At 35.4% G+C, this 18,826-nt stretch carries 17 protein-coding genes and 1 pseudogene; 2 read left to right on the top strand and 16 right to left on the bottom strand.

What is annotated here, in order from left to right; genetic code table 11:
- Nucleotides 1–222: 222 nt before the first annotated feature.
- Nucleotides 223–1,233, top strand: a complete 1,011-nt coding sequence (locus ACX5JI_RS23610; RefSeq protein ID WP_459503429.1) for a D-alanyl-D-alanine carboxypeptidase family protein — start codon at nucleotides 223–225, stop codon at nucleotides 1,231–1,233.
- Between the two features lie 211 nt (nucleotides 1,234–1,444).
- Here ACX5JI_RS23610 and ACX5JI_RS23605 read toward each other — a convergent pair whose 3' ends face one another.
- From ACX5JI_RS23605 to ACX5JI_RS23590, 4 genes are all read right to left on the bottom strand, one after another.
- On the bottom strand, nucleotides 1,445–2,212 hold the full coding sequence (locus ACX5JI_RS23605; protein ID WP_459503486.1) for a glycosyltransferase family 2 protein: 768 nt from the start codon (nucleotides 2,210–2,212) through the stop codon (nucleotides 1,445–1,447).
- Nucleotides 2,213–2,412: 200 nt separating this feature from the next.
- Complete coding sequence (locus ACX5JI_RS23600; protein ID WP_459503428.1) at nucleotides 2,413–2,943, bottom strand: AAA family ATPase; 531 nt, start codon at nucleotides 2,941–2,943, stop codon at nucleotides 2,413–2,415.
- Nucleotides 2,924–3,478, bottom strand: a complete 555-nt coding sequence (locus tag ACX5JI_RS23595) for a GNAT family N-acetyltransferase (RefSeq protein WP_459503427.1) — start codon at nucleotides 3,476–3,478, stop codon at nucleotides 2,924–2,926. The genes ACX5JI_RS23600 and ACX5JI_RS23595 overlap by 20 nt, the downstream gene beginning before the upstream one ends.
- 14 nt (nucleotides 3,479–3,492) lie before the next feature.
- Entirely contained in the window at nucleotides 3,493–4,113 is a 621-nt protein-coding gene (locus ACX5JI_RS23590) for a flavin reductase family protein (protein WP_459503426.1), read from the bottom strand.
- A gap of 96 nt (nucleotides 4,114–4,209) precedes the next feature.
- Between ACX5JI_RS23590 and ACX5JI_RS23585 the strand changes: the two genes are divergently transcribed.
- Complete coding sequence (locus ACX5JI_RS23585) at nucleotides 4,210–4,887, top strand: ArsR/SmtB family transcription factor (protein WP_459503425.1); 678 nt, start codon at nucleotides 4,210–4,212, stop codon at nucleotides 4,885–4,887.
- 107 nt (nucleotides 4,888–4,994) lie between these two features.
- Here ACX5JI_RS23585 and ACX5JI_RS23580 read toward each other — a convergent pair whose 3' ends face one another.
- The 12 genes and pseudogenes from ACX5JI_RS23580 to ACX5JI_RS23525 form a co-directional block, all read right to left on the bottom strand.
- Entirely contained in the window at nucleotides 4,995–5,381 is a 387-nt protein-coding gene (locus ACX5JI_RS23580) for a hypothetical protein (protein WP_459503424.1), read from the bottom strand.
- 162 nt (nucleotides 5,382–5,543) lie between these two features.
- The gene (locus ACX5JI_RS23575) at nucleotides 5,544–7,484 is read right to left on the bottom strand and encodes an AMP-binding protein (RefSeq protein WP_459503423.1); all 1,941 of its coding nucleotides are present in this window, start codon (nucleotides 7,482–7,484) and stop codon (nucleotides 5,544–5,546) included.
- Nucleotides 7,485–7,532: 48 nt separating this feature from the next.
- On the bottom strand, nucleotides 7,533–9,074 hold the full coding sequence (locus tag ACX5JI_RS23570; protein ID WP_459503422.1) for an acyl-CoA carboxylase subunit beta: 1,542 nt from the start codon (nucleotides 9,072–9,074) through the stop codon (nucleotides 7,533–7,535).
- A 2-nt stretch (nucleotides 9,075–9,076) separates the two neighbouring features.
- Complete coding sequence (locus ACX5JI_RS23565; protein ID WP_459503421.1) at nucleotides 9,077–9,865, bottom strand: enoyl-CoA hydratase; 789 nt, start codon at nucleotides 9,863–9,865, stop codon at nucleotides 9,077–9,079.
- A gap of 4 nt (nucleotides 9,866–9,869) precedes the next feature.
- Complete coding sequence (locus ACX5JI_RS23560) at nucleotides 9,870–10,781, bottom strand: hydroxymethylglutaryl-CoA lyase (protein ID WP_459503420.1); 912 nt, start codon at nucleotides 10,779–10,781, stop codon at nucleotides 9,870–9,872.
- Between the two features lie 22 nt (nucleotides 10,782–10,803).
- Nucleotides 10,804–11,019, bottom strand: a complete 216-nt coding sequence (locus ACX5JI_RS23555; RefSeq protein WP_003197789.1) for an acetyl-CoA carboxylase biotin carboxyl carrier protein subunit — start codon at nucleotides 11,017–11,019, stop codon at nucleotides 10,804–10,806.
- Nucleotides 11,020–11,046: 27 nt separating this feature from the next.
- The gene (locus ACX5JI_RS23550; protein WP_459503419.1) at nucleotides 11,047–12,384 is read right to left on the bottom strand and encodes an acetyl-CoA carboxylase biotin carboxylase subunit; all 1,338 of its coding nucleotides are present in this window, start codon (nucleotides 12,382–12,384) and stop codon (nucleotides 11,047–11,049) included.
- 14 nt (nucleotides 12,385–12,398) lie between these two features.
- Complete coding sequence (locus tag ACX5JI_RS23545; protein WP_459503418.1) at nucleotides 12,399–13,544, bottom strand: acyl-CoA dehydrogenase; 1,146 nt, start codon at nucleotides 13,542–13,544, stop codon at nucleotides 12,399–12,401.
- Between the two features lie 294 nt (nucleotides 13,545–13,838).
- A pseudogene (locus ACX5JI_RS23540) lies at nucleotides 13,839–14,486 on the bottom strand (TetR/AcrR family transcriptional regulator).
- A gap of 298 nt (nucleotides 14,487–14,784) precedes the next feature.
- A complete protein-coding gene (locus tag ACX5JI_RS23535) occupies nucleotides 14,785–15,036 on the bottom strand; it encodes a hypothetical protein (protein WP_459503417.1) in 252 nt (83 codons plus the stop codon).
- A gap of 390 nt (nucleotides 15,037–15,426) precedes the next feature.
- Nucleotides 15,427–16,620 (bottom strand): DUF3880 domain-containing protein, encoded by a 1,194-nt coding sequence (locus ACX5JI_RS23530; protein ID WP_459503416.1) that lies wholly within the window; start codon nucleotides 16,618–16,620, stop codon nucleotides 15,427–15,429.
- Nucleotides 16,621–16,697: 77 nt separating this feature from the next.
- Nucleotides 16,698–18,668 carry a DUF3880 domain-containing protein gene (locus ACX5JI_RS23525; RefSeq protein ID WP_459503415.1) on the bottom strand — a complete coding sequence of 657 codons (1,971 nt, stop codon included), beginning with the start codon at nucleotides 18,666–18,668 and terminating at the stop codon, nucleotides 16,698–16,700.
- Between the last annotated feature and the right edge of the window lie 158 nt (nucleotides 18,669–18,826).

The raw sequence follows: 18,826 nt of genomic DNA, 5'->3' as shown, positions 1-18,826 counted from the left end.
ACTACACTAGAATAATATTTTTAATCTTCTTAATGTATTCTAGCCATTTAATCCTAAATATTCTGTATTTTAAATACAAATACACTTCCCCCTCAATATCACCATAATTATCCAATCTTAATATTTTCCTTATAATTCTTTAGAAATTCTTTACCTTTTCTTTTCTCCTAATTAAATATTAATTTTTACACTAGTAATATCGATATACAAGGAGGATAGCTTATGCAACACTTTAAGAATTTGATGCTTCTTATCTTGTCTTTTCTTATTACTGCAATTCTTGTTTTTTATTTTTATTTCTATGTAAACGGACCTTCCATTCAAGCAGAATCTGCTATTTTAATAGATGCAACATCAGAAGAAATTGTATATAAAAAAAATGAAGATACTTCTTTTTCCTCAGCCAGTTTATCAAAAATGATGACAGAGTATATTGTGTTAGAGCATATATATAACGGAACAATAAAGTGGGACGATCGTGTAAAAATAAACAAATCCGCTATTCAAACGGAAGGAAACAATATTAACATAACCACTAAAGATAACATAACGGTTCGTGATTTATTTCATGCAATGGTTCTTGCATCGGATAATAGTGCCGCCGTTTCTTTAGCAGAACATATTTCAAAAAGCGAACAAAAGTTTACAAATGTAATGAATGAAAAAGCAGCGCAATTAGGATTATCTAATAAAACGCATTTTGCAAATGCAACCGGCATAATGAATAAGTACGAAAAATCTAGCATAACCGCCTTAGATGCCTCAAAATTAGCCCAGCATTTAATAACAGATTATCCGATAATATTGGAAATCGCTCAATTAACTTCTTATCAATTCACCCTCAAAGATATACATGTTTTCAATACAAATAAAATGTTGTATTCACTTGATAGCAATGTGGAATTTAAAGGAGTCGATGGGTTACAAACTAGCTTTTCCAATACTGATGGATATAGCTTTGCCGGTACAGCAAAACAGGGAAACAAACGGTTTATTTCTATTATAATGAAAGCAAATGGAGAAAATAGTACGTTTATCGAAACGAAAAAACTATTTACTTATGGTTTTGAGCCTAATCGCCTGCCTTCTCTTCAATCTGTTAAAGATTATGTGAAATCCTGGATATCTATCTTTCAGTTTAAAAATATTTTTTTACAAGCCATAACAATTTTTCTTGTTATTGCTCTTTTACTTTTTGTACATAAACGAAAAAAAGATTCAGAGGATTTTTAAATTTAAAGCCTCTTTTACATAAAGTGAAACTTTAATCAGTGGGGTTTTCTTCATCCCCCACTGATTATTAGCCTTCACCAATCGGGCTTTTACGGACAGCCCGACTCCTACCTAACTTCTTTGCATTCGCTAAACTTTGAGGTGGGAGTCTTACTGCCCGCAAATAGCGGAAAAAAAACCGACTTGCGTTTTCAACACAAGTCGGTTTTTCTTATTTGTCTTTCTCTTTCTCATAATATAACTCATCTGCATATTTTTTATTTGTTCCCTTTAAATATGCAAAAATAATTTGCGGCCTCTTTATCAACGCCCAATCACCATGTTCATCAAATTTTCTACAAGAAGTTGTCATATATGCTTTCTTTATCGTAGCGAATTTTCTACCACACGTCTTACCATATTTCTTTAATCGCATTGCAAATTCTGCATCCTCAGCCATCAACATCTTCTCGTTAAAGCCACCAATTGCATCAAAATCTTTTCTATAACACCAAAACATCCCGACAGATACGAATCCGTATTTAAAAATGAGTGGAATAATTAATAACAACGCTGAAATGATAATCCCTACGGAAATACGTTCAAATTCCCCTCTTACACCTCCACCTATATACTTTCCACTTATTAAATGCCCTTCTATTTCACTGAGCATATTCTCACTCATTTGGCTATCCGCATCAATTGTAACTATAATTTCGCCTCTAGCTATCTTTGCGCCAGCATTTCTTATTTTAGAAAGATTTTTATTTTCATCTTGTACAGTCACGCATTGATATAATTTTGCAATTTCTTCTGTTCGATCACTACAACGATTTAGTATAACAATAACTTCAACCTGATTTTTATAAATTTTTGATGCAGCCACTATAGAATCCAGACATCTTTCAATATATTTTTCTTCATTGTGTGCGGGTATTATAATAGAAAATTTAATGTCTTGCTCACTATCCTCACCTACAAAACAGCCCTCTCTATCCATATCATATCTCCCCCATACAAATCTTAAATTTAGACATTGTCTTACTGTCATTACAATACATTCACTACAAAACAGCTTTTTCTATTCACTTTGAATTATAAATAAAACCTTCCTACTTTAAAAAAACACCGAAATTTAGGATTTATGTACGCCTAACGTCTCGGTGTCTTTTACTCTATGACAACTATCAGTAAAATAGTTCAATACAAAATCGGCATTCCTATTCTTGATAATTCACGCTCTGTATTATCTTTCAAAACAACTAATTTATCATCATATTCTCTCAACATATTAAAAATCTCTACTTTACTACTTTTGTCAAAATCATTTGTCCACTGGAACATTTTCATAAACATTTCAAATGTAGGTGTATAGTTAGCCTTTTCTAGATTAAGCAACTGCAAAACAAATCTTTTTATTATTCTGGCTCTCCTCTTAGCTACACCGACATCTAAAAATATGATTAAATCTGCTTCTTGAAAACTTTGCGGCACCCATTTATGATGGGCACCTTCAATAATCCAAGCGTTTGAATGTACTATATTGTTAAGTTGTTCATCTCTTTCCTTAGGTGTATTTCTTACATCGCCACTTTTTGTCCTTCTCCAAACGACATTATCTAGCTCATAATAAGGGATATTTAGCTGAGATGATAATTCTCTTGCTAGGGTTGTTTTTCCACTGCCTACAGAACCAATGATATGAATTTTATTAGGTATCATACTTTTCAAGAGAACCACCTCTTTTTAACCATTCATGTTCTAACATACTCATTTCCCACAAATTCCAATACCCATCTCCTATTTTCCTAGCATCTCTTAATAGCCTTTCTTTTACAAAACCTACTCTTTCATAGCATCTAATAGCAGGTGTATTAAATTCAAATACGCCAAGAGAAACTTTATGTAAACCTAATTGTTCAAAAGCTACTTTAAGTACTTCTTCCATCATCTTTTTCCCAACAGATTTCCCCCTCATACTTGTGTCACCAACTAAAACTTTTCCAATTCGTGCGGACTTATTTACCCGGTCAATTTTCCCAAGTGAAATATGACCTATAACCTTCTTAGTTTCTTGATCTATCACTTTATATACAAATACTTCTGCATTCTCATCATTTGCATTCTCTATATACTTCTCTAATTGTTTTTCCTGTAATGGGTATGAAAATATTGGCCCTGCCCATTGTAATAAAAATTCCTCTGAATCAATCCAATCTATTAATTGTTGAAAATCTCTTCTTCCAAAATATTTAAGCTCAATCATTTTCTCTTACACCTCTAATTCTCAGCTCGATAGTTCCTTCCTAACTCTTCTCCTATTGAAAAATAATGTCTAAAATTATAAAATAACGGACTCCATTTTTGTGGGTCTATATGATTTTCTCCTTTTAGAATCTCTTCATGCGCATGAACACGAATTACTTCCGTTTCAACAATCGCAAAAAAAGGATCGTATTCAGGAACTCGAATATCTTTTACCTTCAATTCAATTTGTAATGGACACTCTTTCATACGTTGTGGTTTTATAGATTTTGAATCAATTGGTGTAAAACTCACTATTGTAAATTTATCTTTTTGATATGTAAATCCCATTTCTTGTTTATAAACCGGGATATTTTCCATTCCTGTATAAGGCGCAATTTTTTCTACTTGCTCCCACTGCGATGAAGAAGGTAAATTCATTACACACTCTCTATTTCTTTCAAGATTCTCAATTGATTTCCCTCCAAGTCCAATACCTAAAATAATATAGTTACCTAAAGCCCATGAAGACGACATTGGACTTATATTTGTTGTTCCATCTTCATTCAATGTTGATAAAAAGTAAATTGGCATTCCATAATATAAAATCTTTGGTTTTACCTCTTTACATAACAGTTTATCTATATTCGTATTCATATGATCACTCCTATATTCTATTCTTTATTTGTATTGTAAAACACAAATAATTCCATTATCATCGAAATATGGATGTTAAAATAAGGAGTGATGCAAATGAATGTAAATGCAGCAAAAATAGCTTCTCTTATTAGTGATACATCACGAGCAACAATCTTAATTCAACTTTTGGATGGCCGGCCGCATCCAGCTACTGAATTAGCACATGCCGCAAAAATCAAACCACAAACAGCTAGTTTTCATTTACAAAAGTTATATGAAGCAAAAGTTATAGATGTCGAAAAACATGGAAGACACCGTTATTACAAAATAGCCAATCCTGAAATCGCAGACTCACTAGAAAAAATACTATATTTAGCTCCTCCTGAACCCATTCAGTCTTTTAAGCAATCGAAGGAAGCAAAAGAAATTCGACTTGCCAGAACTTGTTATGACCATTTAGCTGGAAAATTAGCTGTTGATATTACAAATTCTCTTTTACAAAATAACATATTGCTGAAGGAAAACATGCTATTTCATGTAACTCAAAAAGGCGAACGTTTTTTTGAAGAGTTTGGTATCGATTTGCATGCACTACATAATAAAAGAAGATTTTTTTCAAAATGTTGCTTAGACTGGACTGAAAGACAACATCATATAGCTGGGGCCTTAGGGAATGCCATGTTAGAACGAATGTTAGAACGCGGTTGGATAACAAAAGTGCCGCAAACAAGAGCAGTACATATAACCCCTTTAGGAAAACAGCACCTATTTCATACATTTTTTATAAAGTGAAACTTTTATTTCAAAAAACCTCGCTTCCTTATACTATAAAGGCTGCGAGGTTTCTTTTTATCTCTTATTATGAATCATAGATGGGTCTTTCACTTTGTAATGAAGTACTATTTCTTCTTACTAAAAGCGTTAAGAAGCTCTTCAGGTATTTCAGAAGCAATTCGTGGTTCGGTTTCCGCAACTGCAACAATCTCACAAAGAGATATTGTGATACGCGTATCACGACCAGCTCTTAAAGTAACAGTATCGCAATTTACCGATTCAACAACACCGATAATTGCATCATCCATACTTGCACCTTTGACGAGAATCGAAATGGAATTGACACTAGTTATTAGTGATTTCAACTTACGAAAAATACCTGTCGTACAACAACAATCACATTCTTCGTGTTTCTCTTTTTTGCACGTTTTATATTTTTCCCGGCAGTCATCACTATACTCTTCTCCATGTTTAGAACCTTTTTTTTCAGACCACTCTTTACGACAATCCATGATTTCTCCCCCCTTTATTCTTTTACTATAAAATATGTAAAAATGAATAAAATGATAAAGATAAATACATAGTTATAAGAAAACAAACGCTTGTCCTATAGTATATTTAAAGACGAAAAACAAAGGATCGGTTCTTTTTCCAAAGAGCCAATCCTTTGTTTTTTATATTTGTCTAGCATTTAATCCTTGAATATATGAAACAACCTCTGGATTTACTAAAGAAGATAAATCTCCTAATTCTTTTCCTAAGTACGCCGCTTTAATAACGCGTCTCATCACTTTTGAATTGCGTGTTTTCGGCAAATCTTCTACAACATGAATATCTTTTGGACATAACGCTTTTCCAATGTGAGAGTTTACTAAACTCATTAACTCTTTTTTTAACTCCGTTGTAAATGTTATTCCTTCTTGTAAAACAACGAAGCAATGGCAAACTTCGCCTTTCACTTCATCTGGTACACCAATTGCCGCTGCTTCTATTACATCATGATGCTTTACAAGAATTGATTCATATTCAGCAGGTCCAATGCGCTTACCAGCAATATTTAATGTATCATCAGAACGTCCTGTAATGATATATTGTTCCCCGTCATAAATAACCCAATCACCATGTACCCATTTATTTTCAAAGCGGGACCAATACGTATTTATGTAACGTTCATCATCTTCCCAAAAACTTTTCGTCATTCCAACCCATGGTTTTTCTAAACACAACTCCCCAACTTCATCGTAAATTGGATTGCCTTGTTCATCTAAAACAACTGCTGCCATTCCAGGTAAAGGTGCGTTGAAACTGATTGGTGCAATTGGCTTTACTAATACATTCCCAAAAATCCCACCAGAAATTTCTGTCCCACCTGAATAGTTACAAATTGGTACTTTTCCTTTCCCAACTGTTTCAAAGAGCCACATCCAAGGATCTGGATTCCAAGGTTCTCCCGTTGATGCAAATACTTCTAAACTTTCTAGAGAATGTTTTTGTACGTAGTCATCCCCTTTTGCCATCAACGCTCGAATTAATGTTGGTGAAATACCAAGGTGCGTAATTTGATATTGATCAACGATTTCCCATAGTCGATCCGCTTCTGGATAATCTGGTACTCCTTCATACATTACCATTGTCGCACCGTTAATTAGAGAACCAAATAGTAAAAATGGTCCCATCATCCATCCCATATCAGTCACCCATAATACACGGTCACCTTGCTTAATATTCATACCAAATCCGGCATCAAACGCTGATTTTAGCGGAAATCCAGCATGTGTGTGTACTGTTCCCTTTGGCTTACCAGTCGTGCCTGATGTATATATGAGCATAAGAGGATCATCACTTTTCATCTCTTCTGCATGTGTAAATGGTTTTTCTTTTTCTAAAACGCTCCATGAAAGATCATAATTATGCGGTGTAAAATCATTTCCAGCATGACGAACAATAACAACTTTCTCAACAGATGGACAATTTTCACATGCTTTATCTACCTCGTCTTTTAACGAAACGATTTTACCGCGGCGTGAAAATCCATCCGCTGTAATAATCATTTTTGAACCTGCCGCTTGTACACGTGTCATGACTGCATCCGCTGCGAATCCAGAAAAAATCGGAGAAATGATTGCACCTATTTTCATTACAGCTAGCATAGCAACAACTGTTTCTGGAATCATCGGCATATAAATCGTTACACGGTCACCTTTCTTGATACCAGAATGCTTGAGCCCATTTGCGACGCGGCTTACCCAGTTATCAAGTTCTTCGTATGTAAATGATTTTGTTGTGCCATTTTCACCTTCATACATAAGAGCAGGTTGTATTTTTGTTTCTTCATCTGCAAGCCAACGAGATAAAACCGATTCTACTACGTTGCACGTCCCCTCTGTATACCACTTAGCAAATGGTGTACCATTTGCTAAATCTAACACTTCTGTATATGGCGTCATCCACTGGTAGCCAACTGCACGTTCTGCTTCTCCCCAAAACCATGCAGTTTCTTCAATTGACTTATTATAAAACGCTTCATACTCTTCATATCCAAGCGATTTCATCCATTCATATAAACGTGTTTTATCTTTGTACTCTTCTGTTGGAAACCAAACGGCCTGTTTCACTGTTTTCCCTCCCCGTTTTTTGAACAAGAAAGCCCTTAAATAGGGCTTTTATACTGGATAAACTGGATGCTTTCGATCTGTAAACACTTGATATTTACTCATATACATGTCAAAGCGTTTCTTTAACTCTTCACGTAAGTCATTTGGATGAACAATACCATCAATCACCATTTCTGACGCTAGACGATAAATATCGATATCTTTTTTATACTCTTCCCGTTTTTCTGCGATGAAGCTTGCCCGTTCTTCTTCTGGCAACGCTGCAATTTTATTTGCGTATACAGCATTGACAGCAGCTTCAGGCCCCATTACAGCAATAGAAGCTGTCGGCAATGCGAGGCAACAGTCTGGTTCAAATGCTGGACCCGCCATTGCATATAAACCTGCACCATATGCTTTACGAACAACAATTGAAATTTTCGGTACTGTCGCTTCGCTCATTGCCGAAATCATTTTCGCACCGTGACGAATAATACCTGCTCGCTCAACTTTTGTTCCGATCATAAATCCTGGTACATCTGCAAGGAATAGTAATGGAATATGATATGCGTCACATAAGTTAATAAATTTCGCTGCTTTATCAGCAGAATCGTGGAATAACACACCGCCTTTCATACGCGGTTGGTTTGCTACGATACCGATAGGCTTCCCATCGATACGTCCTAATCCTGTAATGAGTTCTTGCGCAAACAATTTCTTCACTTCAAAGAAAGAACCCTCATCAATAATACGATTAATAAGATCTTTCATATTGAAAGGTGCATTTTGGTTTTCTGGGATGATTTGTTCTAGCGTTTTTTCGAACTGCTTTGGTTCTTGAGGTTTCATCGTAGGAGCATTTTCTAAATAGTTACTTGGAAAATAAGAAATATATTGCCTTGCTTGAGAAATTGCATCTTCTTCAGTCTTACATAATACATCGCCGCATCCTGATACTGAACAATGCATACGCGCACCGCCCATTTCCTCAAGTGTGACTTTTTCACCAATGACCATCTCCGCCATCCGTGGAGAACCTAAGTACATGGAGGCATTTCCTTCCACCATCATAACAACGTCGCAAAAAGCAGGAATATAAGCACCACCAGCTGCTGACGGACCAAATAGCAAACAAATTTGTGGTACTTTACCTGATAGCTTCACCTGGTTATAAAAAATGCGTCCTGCGCCCCGGCGTCCGGGAAACATTTCAACCTGATCTGTAATACGAGCTCCCGCAGAATCAACGAGATAAAAAAGTGGTACACGTAACTTTTCAGCTGTTTCTTGAATTCGTAAAATTTTTTCAACTGTACGAGAACCCCAAGAACCAGCTTTCACTGTTGAATCATTCGCCATGACACATACAGTTCGGCCATGTATTTTACCCGTAGCAGTTACAACACCATCTGCTGGTAGACCTGTTTGCTCACAATTTGCAAATAGAGCATCTTCTACATACTCGCCATTATCAAATAGAAGAGCTAAACGATCTCGAACAAAGATTTTTCCTTTTGCTTTATTTTGTTCATGATATTTCGGTGCTCCGCCTTGTTTAATTGTTTCAACACGTTCTGCGAACGAATGAGATTGTTGTTTTTGTTCTAGCACATTTACTCCCCCTTATACATCGGCTTACGTTTTTCCTTAAATGCTTGTAGTCCTTCTAGTCGATCTTTCGTATGAATGACACCTTCATATGCCTGCTTTTCCATTTGCAATCCAGTATGCAAATCTACTTGTATACCATTTGAGATTGCTTGTTTCGCCAATCGAATCGCAATTGGGCCGTTACTAGCAATACTTCTCGCAATTTCAATTGCTTTTTCTTCTAGTAAGTTAGCTGGTACTACAAACTCTACCATCCCATATTCCCTCGCTTCATGCGCTGAAATACGTCTCCCTGTATAAATTAATTCCTTTGCTCTACCAACACCAATTAATCTTGGTAAGCGCTGCGTACCACCAGCTCCTGGGATAATCGCTAAAGATGTTTCAGTAAGTCCAAGGCTTGCTGTTTCTGCTGCAATTCTAAAATCACACGCTAAACTTAATTCTGTACCACCACCAAGTGCAATTCCATTTATTGCAGCAATAACAGGCTGTGCTAACTGCTCAACCATATCCATTGTAGAACGAATCATTCCAACCGCATGGCGTACTTGTTCCTCATTCATATTCGCCCGCTCTTTTAAGTCCGCTCCAGCACAAAATGCTTTCTCACCAGCTCCTGTTAAAATAACAACACGAACATCAGCCTCTTCGTTTATACGACTTAGTATAGATTGCAACTCTTCTAGTAGTGCAAGAGATAACGAGTTTGCTTGTTGCTGGCGATTTAATGTTATATTTACGATATGAGGTGTTACATACTCTACTGAAATGTTTTGTAATTGTAGCATTTTATCACCTACTTATTGTTTTATGTTGCAGTGCTCTATACACATGACTTGGCAATTGAATATTTAGTTTACTTTGAATAAATTGACTAGCTTTTACTAGTTTTTCTTCATTTATATTTGTTTGTACACCCATTTGATGGAGCATATGTACTAAATCATCGGTCGCAACATTCCCTGAGGCACCTGGTGCATAAGGACAACCACCAAGTCCACCACAAGAACTATCAAAGGTCGTAACGCCGTATTGTAACGATTGCACGACATTCGCAAGGGCCATGCCATACGTGTTATGAAAATGCATCGCAAATTGAGTAGGATCATATTTTTTTAGCAATTGTTCTAACACACACTCTACTTGCAATGGATTTGCTACACCGATCGTATCTCCAAGTGAAACCTCATAAATACCGTATGAAAAAAGTTGATTACATAATTCATCTATAGCATCGACACTTACGTCTCCTTCATAAGGACAACCAAATACAGTAGAAACGTAGCCTCTTACTTTTTTCCCCGCAAACTCGGCTTGCTTCACAATATCTTGTATTACCGATAACGCTTCTTTAATAGACTTATTAATATTGCTTTTATTATGCGATTCACTCGCTGATAGAAACACGTTCACCTCATTTACATTTTGCAAAAGAGCTCGTTCCAAACCGTTTTGATTTGGAACAAGCGCAGCATATGTAACATCAGATTCTCTGTCTAGCTCTGCAAATACATCGCTTGCATCAGCTAAAGCAGGAACCCACTTTGGATGAACGAAAGAAGAAACTTCAATATACGATAATCCAGCTTCTGAAAGTAATTGAATCCACTTCACTTTATCTTTTGTGCCAACAATTTTCTTTTCATTTTGCAAACCATCGCGTGGTCCTACTTCTTTAATAACAGCGAAAGTAGGTAGCTTCAATCCATTTCACCCCTTTTTCTCTCTATTCAATCTCTACCAATACATCTCCTTCGTTAACAAAATCGCCCTCTTGCACATTGATTTTCATGACTGTGCCAGCTTCTTCTGAAACGATTGGAATTTCCATTTTCATAGATTCCAAAATGACGACATCCTGTTCTTCTTCTACTGTATCCCCTATTCCTACCACGATTTTCCAAACGTTACCTGCCATCGATGCATACACTTTTGTCATCATTTTTTCCCCCTTTAATATTTATAAAGCTTATTTTTTTACAAGCTGTTTTGTTACAAAACCTGTTGTATACGTTCCGCTTTGGAACACTTCATCTTCTAATACTTGCAATAGCATTGGTGTATTTGTTTTAATTCCTTCTACTTTCAGTTCTTGAAGTGCATTCTGCAGTTTTTCAATTGCTTCTTGACGTGTTTCCCCATGAGCAATTACTTTGGCAATCATCGGATCGTAAAACGGTGTAATGGTCACGTTATTTTCTAAAAAATGATCAATACGTACAGTAGTTGGTAAAGTCAGTCCTGTAATTTTCCCGGGTGATGGGAAAAATGTTTTTGGGTCTTCCGCATAAATACGCGCTTCAATGGCATGACCACTCAGGTTTATATCTTCCTGCGTAAAGGAGAGCTTTTCACCAGACGCAATGAGTAATTGTTGTTCAACAAGATCTAAACCTGTAATTTCTTCCGTAACAGGATGCTCCACTTGTAATCTTGTATTCATCTCTAAGAAATAGAAGTTTTTCTGATCATCTACAAGAAATTCAACAGTACCTGCATTTGTATAACCAAGAGCTTTTGCTGCTTGCACAGCAACTTCGCCCATTGCTTTACGTGTTTCTTCATCTAGAAATGGAGATGGTGCTTCTTCAATTACTTTTTGATTTCTACGTTGTACAGAACATTCGCGCTCCCATAAGTACACTGTATTTCCATGAGTATCAGCTAGAAGCTGAATTTCGATATGATGTGCATCTGCAATGTAACGCTCTACATACATTTCGCCATTACCAAAAAAGTTTTGTGCGCGCGTTTTATTGCTCTCAAACGCCTTGGTGAGCGTTTGCTCAGTTTCCATCAACTGCATTCCAATGCCTCCGCCGCCCGCGGATGCCTTAAGCATTAATGGGTATCCAATTTGTTTTGCAATTTCAATTGCCTCCTCAGCAGTCTCAATATTCGTTGTAATTCCTGGTACAACTGGAACATTTGCTTCTTGCATCGCAAGGCGTGATTCAATTTTACTTCCCATCTTCGCAATGATTTCTTCAGAAGGACCAATAAATACAATCCCTTCTTCTTTACAACGAATCGCCAAGGATGGGTTTTCTGATAATAATCCATAACCAGGATGGATCGCTTCAGCATTTGTTTTTTTAGCAACCTCTATAATCTTTTCAAGGTTTAAATAGCTCTCTTGGACACGCGGTCCACCTACTAGATAAGCCTCATTTGCTAGTTTTACATGAAGTGCATTTTCATCTGCCTCAGAATAAATCGCAACTGTACGAATTCCAAGTTTTTGACAAGTTTTAATGATACGAACTGCAATTTCACCACGGTTAGCAATTAAAATTTTTTGAAACATAGTGAGTCCTCCTTTTATCTACACCCTAAATGTCTTGCGATTACGAGACGTTGAATTTCAGAAGTTCCTTCACCAATTTCTAGAAGCTTTGCATCACGAATATGACGCTCTACTTCATATTCACGCATATAACCATAACCACCATGAATTTGCACTGCTTGATTCGCAATACGGCTCGCTGCTTCAGATGCAAATAATTTTGCCATAGCCGCTTCTTTACCAAAAGGTTTTTCATGATCTTTTAACCACGCTGCTTTATGTACTAAATTACGCGCTAATTCTACTTCAGTAGCCATGTCTGCCAATTTAAATTGAATCGCTTGAAAATTAGAAATCGCTTTTCCGAATTGCTGACGTTCTTTTGCGTATTGAAGCGCACGCTCAAAAGCAGACTGGGCAATCCCTACAGCTAATGCTGCAATTGAAATCCGACCTCCATCAAGTGTATATAAGAACTGCTTAAATCCTTTATTGACGTCACCAAGGATATTTTCTTTTGGTACACGAACACTATCAAGTACGATTTCACAAGTATTAGAAGCACGAACGCCCATCTTATCGTATGGACTTGAAATCGTTAACCCCTCACTTGTTGTCGGCACAATAAATGCAGAAATACGTTTTTTACCATTCCCTTCAACACCATTGACAGCGGTTACAATAATTGTATTTGCATACTCCGCATTTGTAATCCAACACTTCTCACCGCTAATTACATATTCATCACCATCTAAAAATGCTTTTGTCTGTGTGCCACCTGCATCAGATCCAGCATTTGGCTCTGTTAGCCCGAAAGCACCTAATGTTTTTCCTGACGCCATTGGAATTAGATACTTTTGCTTTTGTTCCTCTGTACCAAAGTAATAAATTGGCGAAGCACCTAATGAAATTGTTGCTGCATAACTTAAGCCTGTACCACCACAAGCACGACCAATTTCTTCAACTGCTAACGCATACGATAGCGTATCGCCGCCTGATCCTCCATACTCTTCTGGGAATGGGATTCCTAATAAACCTAGTTCACCCATTTTTTGAAATGTTTCGTATGGAAATTCAGCTGTTTTGTCATAATACACAGCTTTTGGTGCAATTTCCTTTTCAGCAAAGTCACGTACCATTTCTTTAATCATTTGTTTTTCGCGAGTTAGAGTAAATTCCATTCCGCTACACATCCCTTATCGAATATTGAGTTTCGACAGCGTGCGAGTTTGTACTACAAACATTACTTTTTAAGAGACAAAAATATTAGTTGGATAATTGTTATAATTCTGTCATAACTTAATTTTAAAACAGAATCTGTACTCATGCACAAAAAAATTCCTACATTGTTCTACAACAGTGTAGGGATTTTTGTCGAATTGTGCACTTTTTTATTTGATATCGGAAATTATACCTCCCTTTATAACGGCACCCATCAAATTCTAAGCATCAATTACAACAACTATTGGTTTATGCTACCTCCGTGGCGTTAATCCATGTAATATGAATTGTACTGTCTGTTCAATTTCCTCTTCATCATCCCATTTTTCTTCTGGTAATAACAAAAAACGAGTTAAAATGAATCCCATTATACTTGATAAAGTAAAGCGTATAACTGAAGATGTCGGCATTTCAATAATTTGTCCTCGCTCTTGAAAATGTATAATGATTTTTTTGAAACGGGAAAAAAGTTCCCTTTCCACTAATTGTTGTATTTCCTTTTTTAATTCGGATTGAAACGGTACTTCTTGTATTAAAATCTTTAACATCGGAAAATGCTTTTTAGCAAAAGTAAATCGATTTCAGATTGCGTTTCTTAAAAACTCCTCATATGTTTCATACGTATTTTCTAGTATTTCTTTCGCAAAAGCTTGAACGAAAAACGGTGCAGCAAGCTTTGTTAAAGTCGGCATAACAACAGCTAGTAATAAATCTTTTTTTGTCTTATAGTGGCGAAAAATCGTTCCTTCCGCTACCCCCGCACGTTTTGCAATCTCACTTGTTGAAGTTGAAGCATATCCTTTTTCTCCAAACATATCTACAGCAGCTTCTAATATACGTAGTTGGCGTTCATTCCGTTTATCGTTATCTGCATGAGCAATTAACTTTCTCCATTCATAAATCCCCTTCTCTATCAAAAATCATATTCTACGATGTTTCTTTAAAGCAAATACATTTATTATGCAACACTTCTTTCTTTCCAAATCGTTTTGATACCTCTTGTAAATCCACAGCGATTTGTGACACGAACATCATCCTCCTTTTATAAAATGAGTGAGTACTCACTTTTGTTTTACTTTTAAAATATGATATGTCAATTCGTAAGTATGTACTATTTTCTATAAAACAATGACACAGAGTCGCCAATAGAATAGATTTCTAATTGCCGACCCTGTGTCATTTTAAAACATCCGTTATAAACTACGTCTCTAATTTTAAATACTTCCTAATCCTAGCGAGGTCAAAAGAATATTCAATTATTAATTGCTGTATAGGTAAAATAACTTTTTCAGGATATAAATGAGGGTTGTTTAATGTTTCTGTATACTTTTCTAACCTTTTTTCTAAATATTCTACAATTTGTTCGGGGTGATGTACTAATAAACTTTGACTATAATAATGAATTTGTTCCTCAATTGCTGTGTATTCCTCAATCTCAAATTCTTTATGCATGTGTACACTCCTTCATAAAAAAATTTTATATGCACAATCCATAAACATTCCAATTCAAAACCGATTATTCCGATTATTTACACTATACCAAAGAAAGAACGTCAAAATTTGTTAATTTCTGTAGCCTATAACAACTTTAACAAAATTGTAATGGATACTTGTAGTGAAAACGCTGTACAGACTCATTCAATTGTACGATTCCGTCGTAAAGAACATATGTAAATTTTTAGTTATCACTCATCCCATCTTATTAGATTTATTATACAAGAAAGCGAAACGCGCATATATAAAACCTAGACAGAAACTTTTTAAAGATGCTCATAATTTGAGGGGAAATCTTTAAAAGTCAAAGCTTGTTATAACCACTAAGCAACATGCTATTTAAAAGTTTCATTTAGTATTCTTCTTTCTTATTGCTAATCTTTGGTTTTCTAATATCATATTAGATGTTAAATGATTCAATGTTTTTAAAGATTCAATAGATACACCGAATTTTTGTGAAATCCCATGTAACGTATCTCCTTTTTCAATTGTATACATTTCATAGTCTTCTTCTAAATCCGTAAAATGCATAATTTTCCCTGTTTGCTTACTTGTTTTTGTTCTCTCTATTAAAATATTATGCTCAATTAGTGTATCTATAATTTGCTTGGCACGAGCTTGATAAGTATGCTCCTGCACTGTTATTCGCCCCTGTTCTTGAATTTTCGTTTTCTTTTTCGGATGATTCAAAAAATAATATATTGCTTGAAGGGTTTCCTTTGGTGACGAAACCGTAATTAAATCTTTCCCTGGCTTAAATATTTCCCTAACACCTGGAGTATCTATCGTAAGAAGAAATCCACCTGAGCCTAAAATTTCATACGTTCTTTGGGTAATCAACTCTTGATAATTTTGTAATCCTAGTATAATGTCTGCCGAGTTATACACTTTATATGTCTCTAAATAGTGAATAGGACCATGAATCCAATCTTTTGGTATATCCATACCAAAAAAACGATCCATTTCATCCCAATTGTTTCCCCAAAAATCAATACGAATATTTTTTTCCAGAAGAGGACGAATTAGTACATTTAGAGCATTACTTCTAAAATGATTAGGGTATTTTTCTAAAATATGAGGATATGCATTTGCAACAACTGCAATTGAACAATTATATTCTGAGGATTTAGGAGATTTGTAGTGTGCCGTTTCTTCAAAGCCAAAGTCCAAATGAGCAGCTGGAATTCCTAATTGCCGATAGACTTTAACTGTTTTTGGACATATTGTAAACACAAAATCTGGTTTCATCCTTTTGACTAATGGAATAGACCAAATTTCTGTATAAGCAGGATCTTCCACCGCCCAATAAATAAGGGGGATTGTTGTTTTCTTCATACATTCTCTTATTAATTTTTGTTTTTCTTTTGTTTGTTCTTGTCCCCAACCAATTGAGATCACCAAATCTGGATTAAATTCTTCCAACATTTGCGAAAGATTCTTGGTTAACGGGCCCGAAATTAAAACATCATGCCCATTTGCTTGAAACCCTCTAGGTAAATTATTCTTCCATATATGGCTACTCTCTAAAAAAAGAATACGCATTTCATTTCACTCCTTACCTCACGTAATTCTTTCAAAATTTCTTACAATAATCTTAATTTTTAAGGTACTTAAAAAGACTACACGAGCATTTCACTTACTTTTACTATTTGGTATTCTTGTTTTTTTAATTCAGAAATTATAATATCTGTAGCACCAGCGGTCGGTTTTCCATTTAAATGAAATAATACAATATCCCCGCCTTTAACACCTCCCAGTACTCTATTAACTATAGTCTTAACTGAAGGCTCTTTCCAATCAATTGAATCTATATTCCAATGAATTGTGTAAGGAAAACCTAGTTTACCAGCAATCTCTAGAATTTCTTTATTCCAATTTCCAAAAGGGGGCCGAAATAACGGACTTCCTTTCGTTTCCATAATTTTTTCAAAACACCTAGTGGTTCTCTTAAATTCCTCCATAATGTCCCTATACGATGACTTCGTCAAATCCGGATGACTGTATGAATGATTTGCAATTTCATGTCCTTCTGAAACAATACGTCTAGCGAGACTTGGAAATTTTTCTACCCATGCACCTGTTAAAAACACCGTAGTTTTGATATCGTGTTTTTTTAATACTTCTAAAATTTCTTCAGTTTTATCTGCATCAGCACCTGCATCGTAAGTTAATGAAATCATTTTTTTAGTATTTAATCCCTTTGAAATCAGCACAGATGGGAAAACCGTTGATTTAGAATCGCGTGTATCAATTTTGATTAATTGCCCTGCAAGAATATAATCTGAATCCAATTCATTATCTAACTTTATTTTTTCTACTGAGATATCAAATCGTCTTGAAATACTACCTAAAGTCTCTCCGTGACAAATCGTATAATACTTATAATTTGCAAGCTGATTTTCACTTGTTTTTCTTATTTTCAACGGTCTTCCAGCATCAATTTTATCAGAAGTAAGGTTGTTTAATTGTTTCATTGAACTTACCGTTATTCCTAATTCATTTGCTATACTAGATAATGTATCGCCATTGCGTACATTATAAATTTCAAATTCTCCCTGTTTGTATGTCTTGTTCTTTTCATTTCCCAAAACATAATGACTTCTTTTACCTCTAAATATCCCGTACTCCTTTAAAATATTGATCATATACTCTGCACGTTTTTCATAAGAATATTTTTTTACTGCTTTTCTTCCATGTTTCCTAATCTTTTCTCTCATTTCAGAATGCTGAAGATAATAATTAACTAATTTAACCGTTTCCTCAGGTGAAGAAGATGTGAGAAGATCTTTTCCCGCTTTAAATAAGCGATGAATTTCAGGAATATCGTTTGTTAAGAGAAGGCCTCCAGAGCCAAGTATTTCATACGTACGTTGCGTAAGTTGCGTAGGGAGATTTTGAAGTCCTATAATAATATCGGATGAGCTATAAACTTTATTTGCATTTGTGTAATCAATATATCCTCGAATCCACTCCTTTGGAATATCGACACCTAAAATATCCTTCATTTCATCCCAATACCTACCATAAAAATTTATTTTAATATTATTTTCTAACAAAGGTTTGATTAATATGTTTAATGATTGATGCCGAAAATGATCTGGAAGGTAACTCAATTTTTTAGGATATCCATTTGCAACAAGTGCAACTGGTGCATAATATTCCGCATCTTTATCCATTGGATGATGAACAATTGGATGATAACCGAAATCTAGATGTTCGGCAGGAATCCCTTTCCCTTTGTAAACTTCTACCATATCTCGGCAAATTGTAAATACAAAATCTGGACGTGTTCTCTGTATATACGGTAATGTGAAAATCTCTGTAGAAGTTGGATCTTCCGTTGCCCAGTAAACATGTGGAATATTAAATTTTTTCATGCATTCAAAAATCAATTGTTGTTTGAGCTTAGATGAATTTTCTGGCCCCCATCCCATTGTTATAACTAAATCTGGTGCAAAATCATCTATCAGTTTGTAAATAATATGTTCATCTAAAGGCCCTGAAACCTTTACTTTATGTCCAGCGTCACGAAACCCGTTTGGTAAACCATGGATCCACATTGGATGGCTCTCTAAAAATAAAACTCGCATCTTTTCTCACCTCAAAAATCTGATATTTTTAAGTGTTATTAATTTAACGAATTCCCCGAAAGAATTCTCCTTCCTCAAGCGTGTGAAGGGCTTAGCCCAACGGTAGGTGGGAGATGAATTTCGGTTTGGCATAGCCAAAAGGCTTTGCCTTTTATTTT

Source organism: Bacillus sp. C1 (genome assembly GCF_054570475.1).
The sequence above is the reverse complement of the archived record's forward strand: the minus strand, read 5'-3'. Positions and strand labels throughout refer to the sequence as shown.

What these genes read in the sequence shown, in the direction of transcription:
- ACX5JI_RS23580 (WP_459503424.1), bottom strand. Translation starts at nt 5,381, where the DNA reads ATGGATTGTCGTAAAGAGTGGTCTGAAAAAAAAGGTTCTAAACATGGA.
- ACX5JI_RS23610 (WP_459503429.1), top strand. Translation starts at nt 223, where the DNA reads ATGCAACACTTTAAGAATTTGATGCTTCTTATCTTGTCTTTTCTTATT.
- ACX5JI_RS23525 (WP_459503415.1), bottom strand. Translation starts at nt 18,668, where the DNA reads ATGCGAGTTTTATTTTTAGAGAGCCATCCAATGTGGATCCATGGTTTA.
- ACX5JI_RS23555 (WP_003197789.1), bottom strand. Translation starts at nt 11,019, where the DNA reads ATGATGACAAAAGTGTATGCATCGATGGCAGGTAACGTTTGGAAAATC.
- ACX5JI_RS23530 (WP_459503416.1), bottom strand. Translation starts at nt 16,620, where the DNA reads ATGCGTATTCTTTTTTTAGAGAGTAGCCATATATGGAAGAATAATTTA.
- ACX5JI_RS23605 (WP_459503486.1), bottom strand. Translation starts at nt 2,212, where the DNA reads ATGGATAGAGAGGGCTGTTTTGTAGGTGAGGATAGTGAGCAAGACATT.
- ACX5JI_RS23535 (WP_459503417.1), bottom strand. Translation starts at nt 15,036, where the DNA reads ATGCATAAAGAATTTGAGATTGAGGAATACACAGCAATTGAGGAACAA.
- ACX5JI_RS23550 (WP_459503419.1), bottom strand. Translation starts at nt 12,384, where the DNA reads ATGTTTCAAAAAATTTTAATTGCTAACCGTGGTGAAATTGCAGTTCGT.
- ACX5JI_RS23565 (WP_459503421.1), bottom strand. Translation starts at nt 9,865, where the DNA reads ATGCTACAATTACAAAACATTTCAGTAGAGTATGTAACACCTCATATC.
- ACX5JI_RS23590 (WP_459503426.1), bottom strand. Translation starts at nt 4,113, where the DNA reads ATGAATACGAATATAGATAAACTGTTATGTAAAGAGGTAAAACCAAAG.
- ACX5JI_RS23545 (WP_459503418.1), bottom strand. Translation starts at nt 13,544, where the DNA reads ATGGAATTTACTCTAACTCGCGAAAAACAAATGATTAAAGAAATGGTA.
- ACX5JI_RS23595 (WP_459503427.1), bottom strand. Translation starts at nt 3,478, where the DNA reads ATGATTGAGCTTAAATATTTTGGAAGAAGAGATTTTCAACAATTAATA.
- ACX5JI_RS23585 (WP_459503425.1), top strand. Translation starts at nt 4,210, where the DNA reads ATGAATGTAAATGCAGCAAAAATAGCTTCTCTTATTAGTGATACATCA.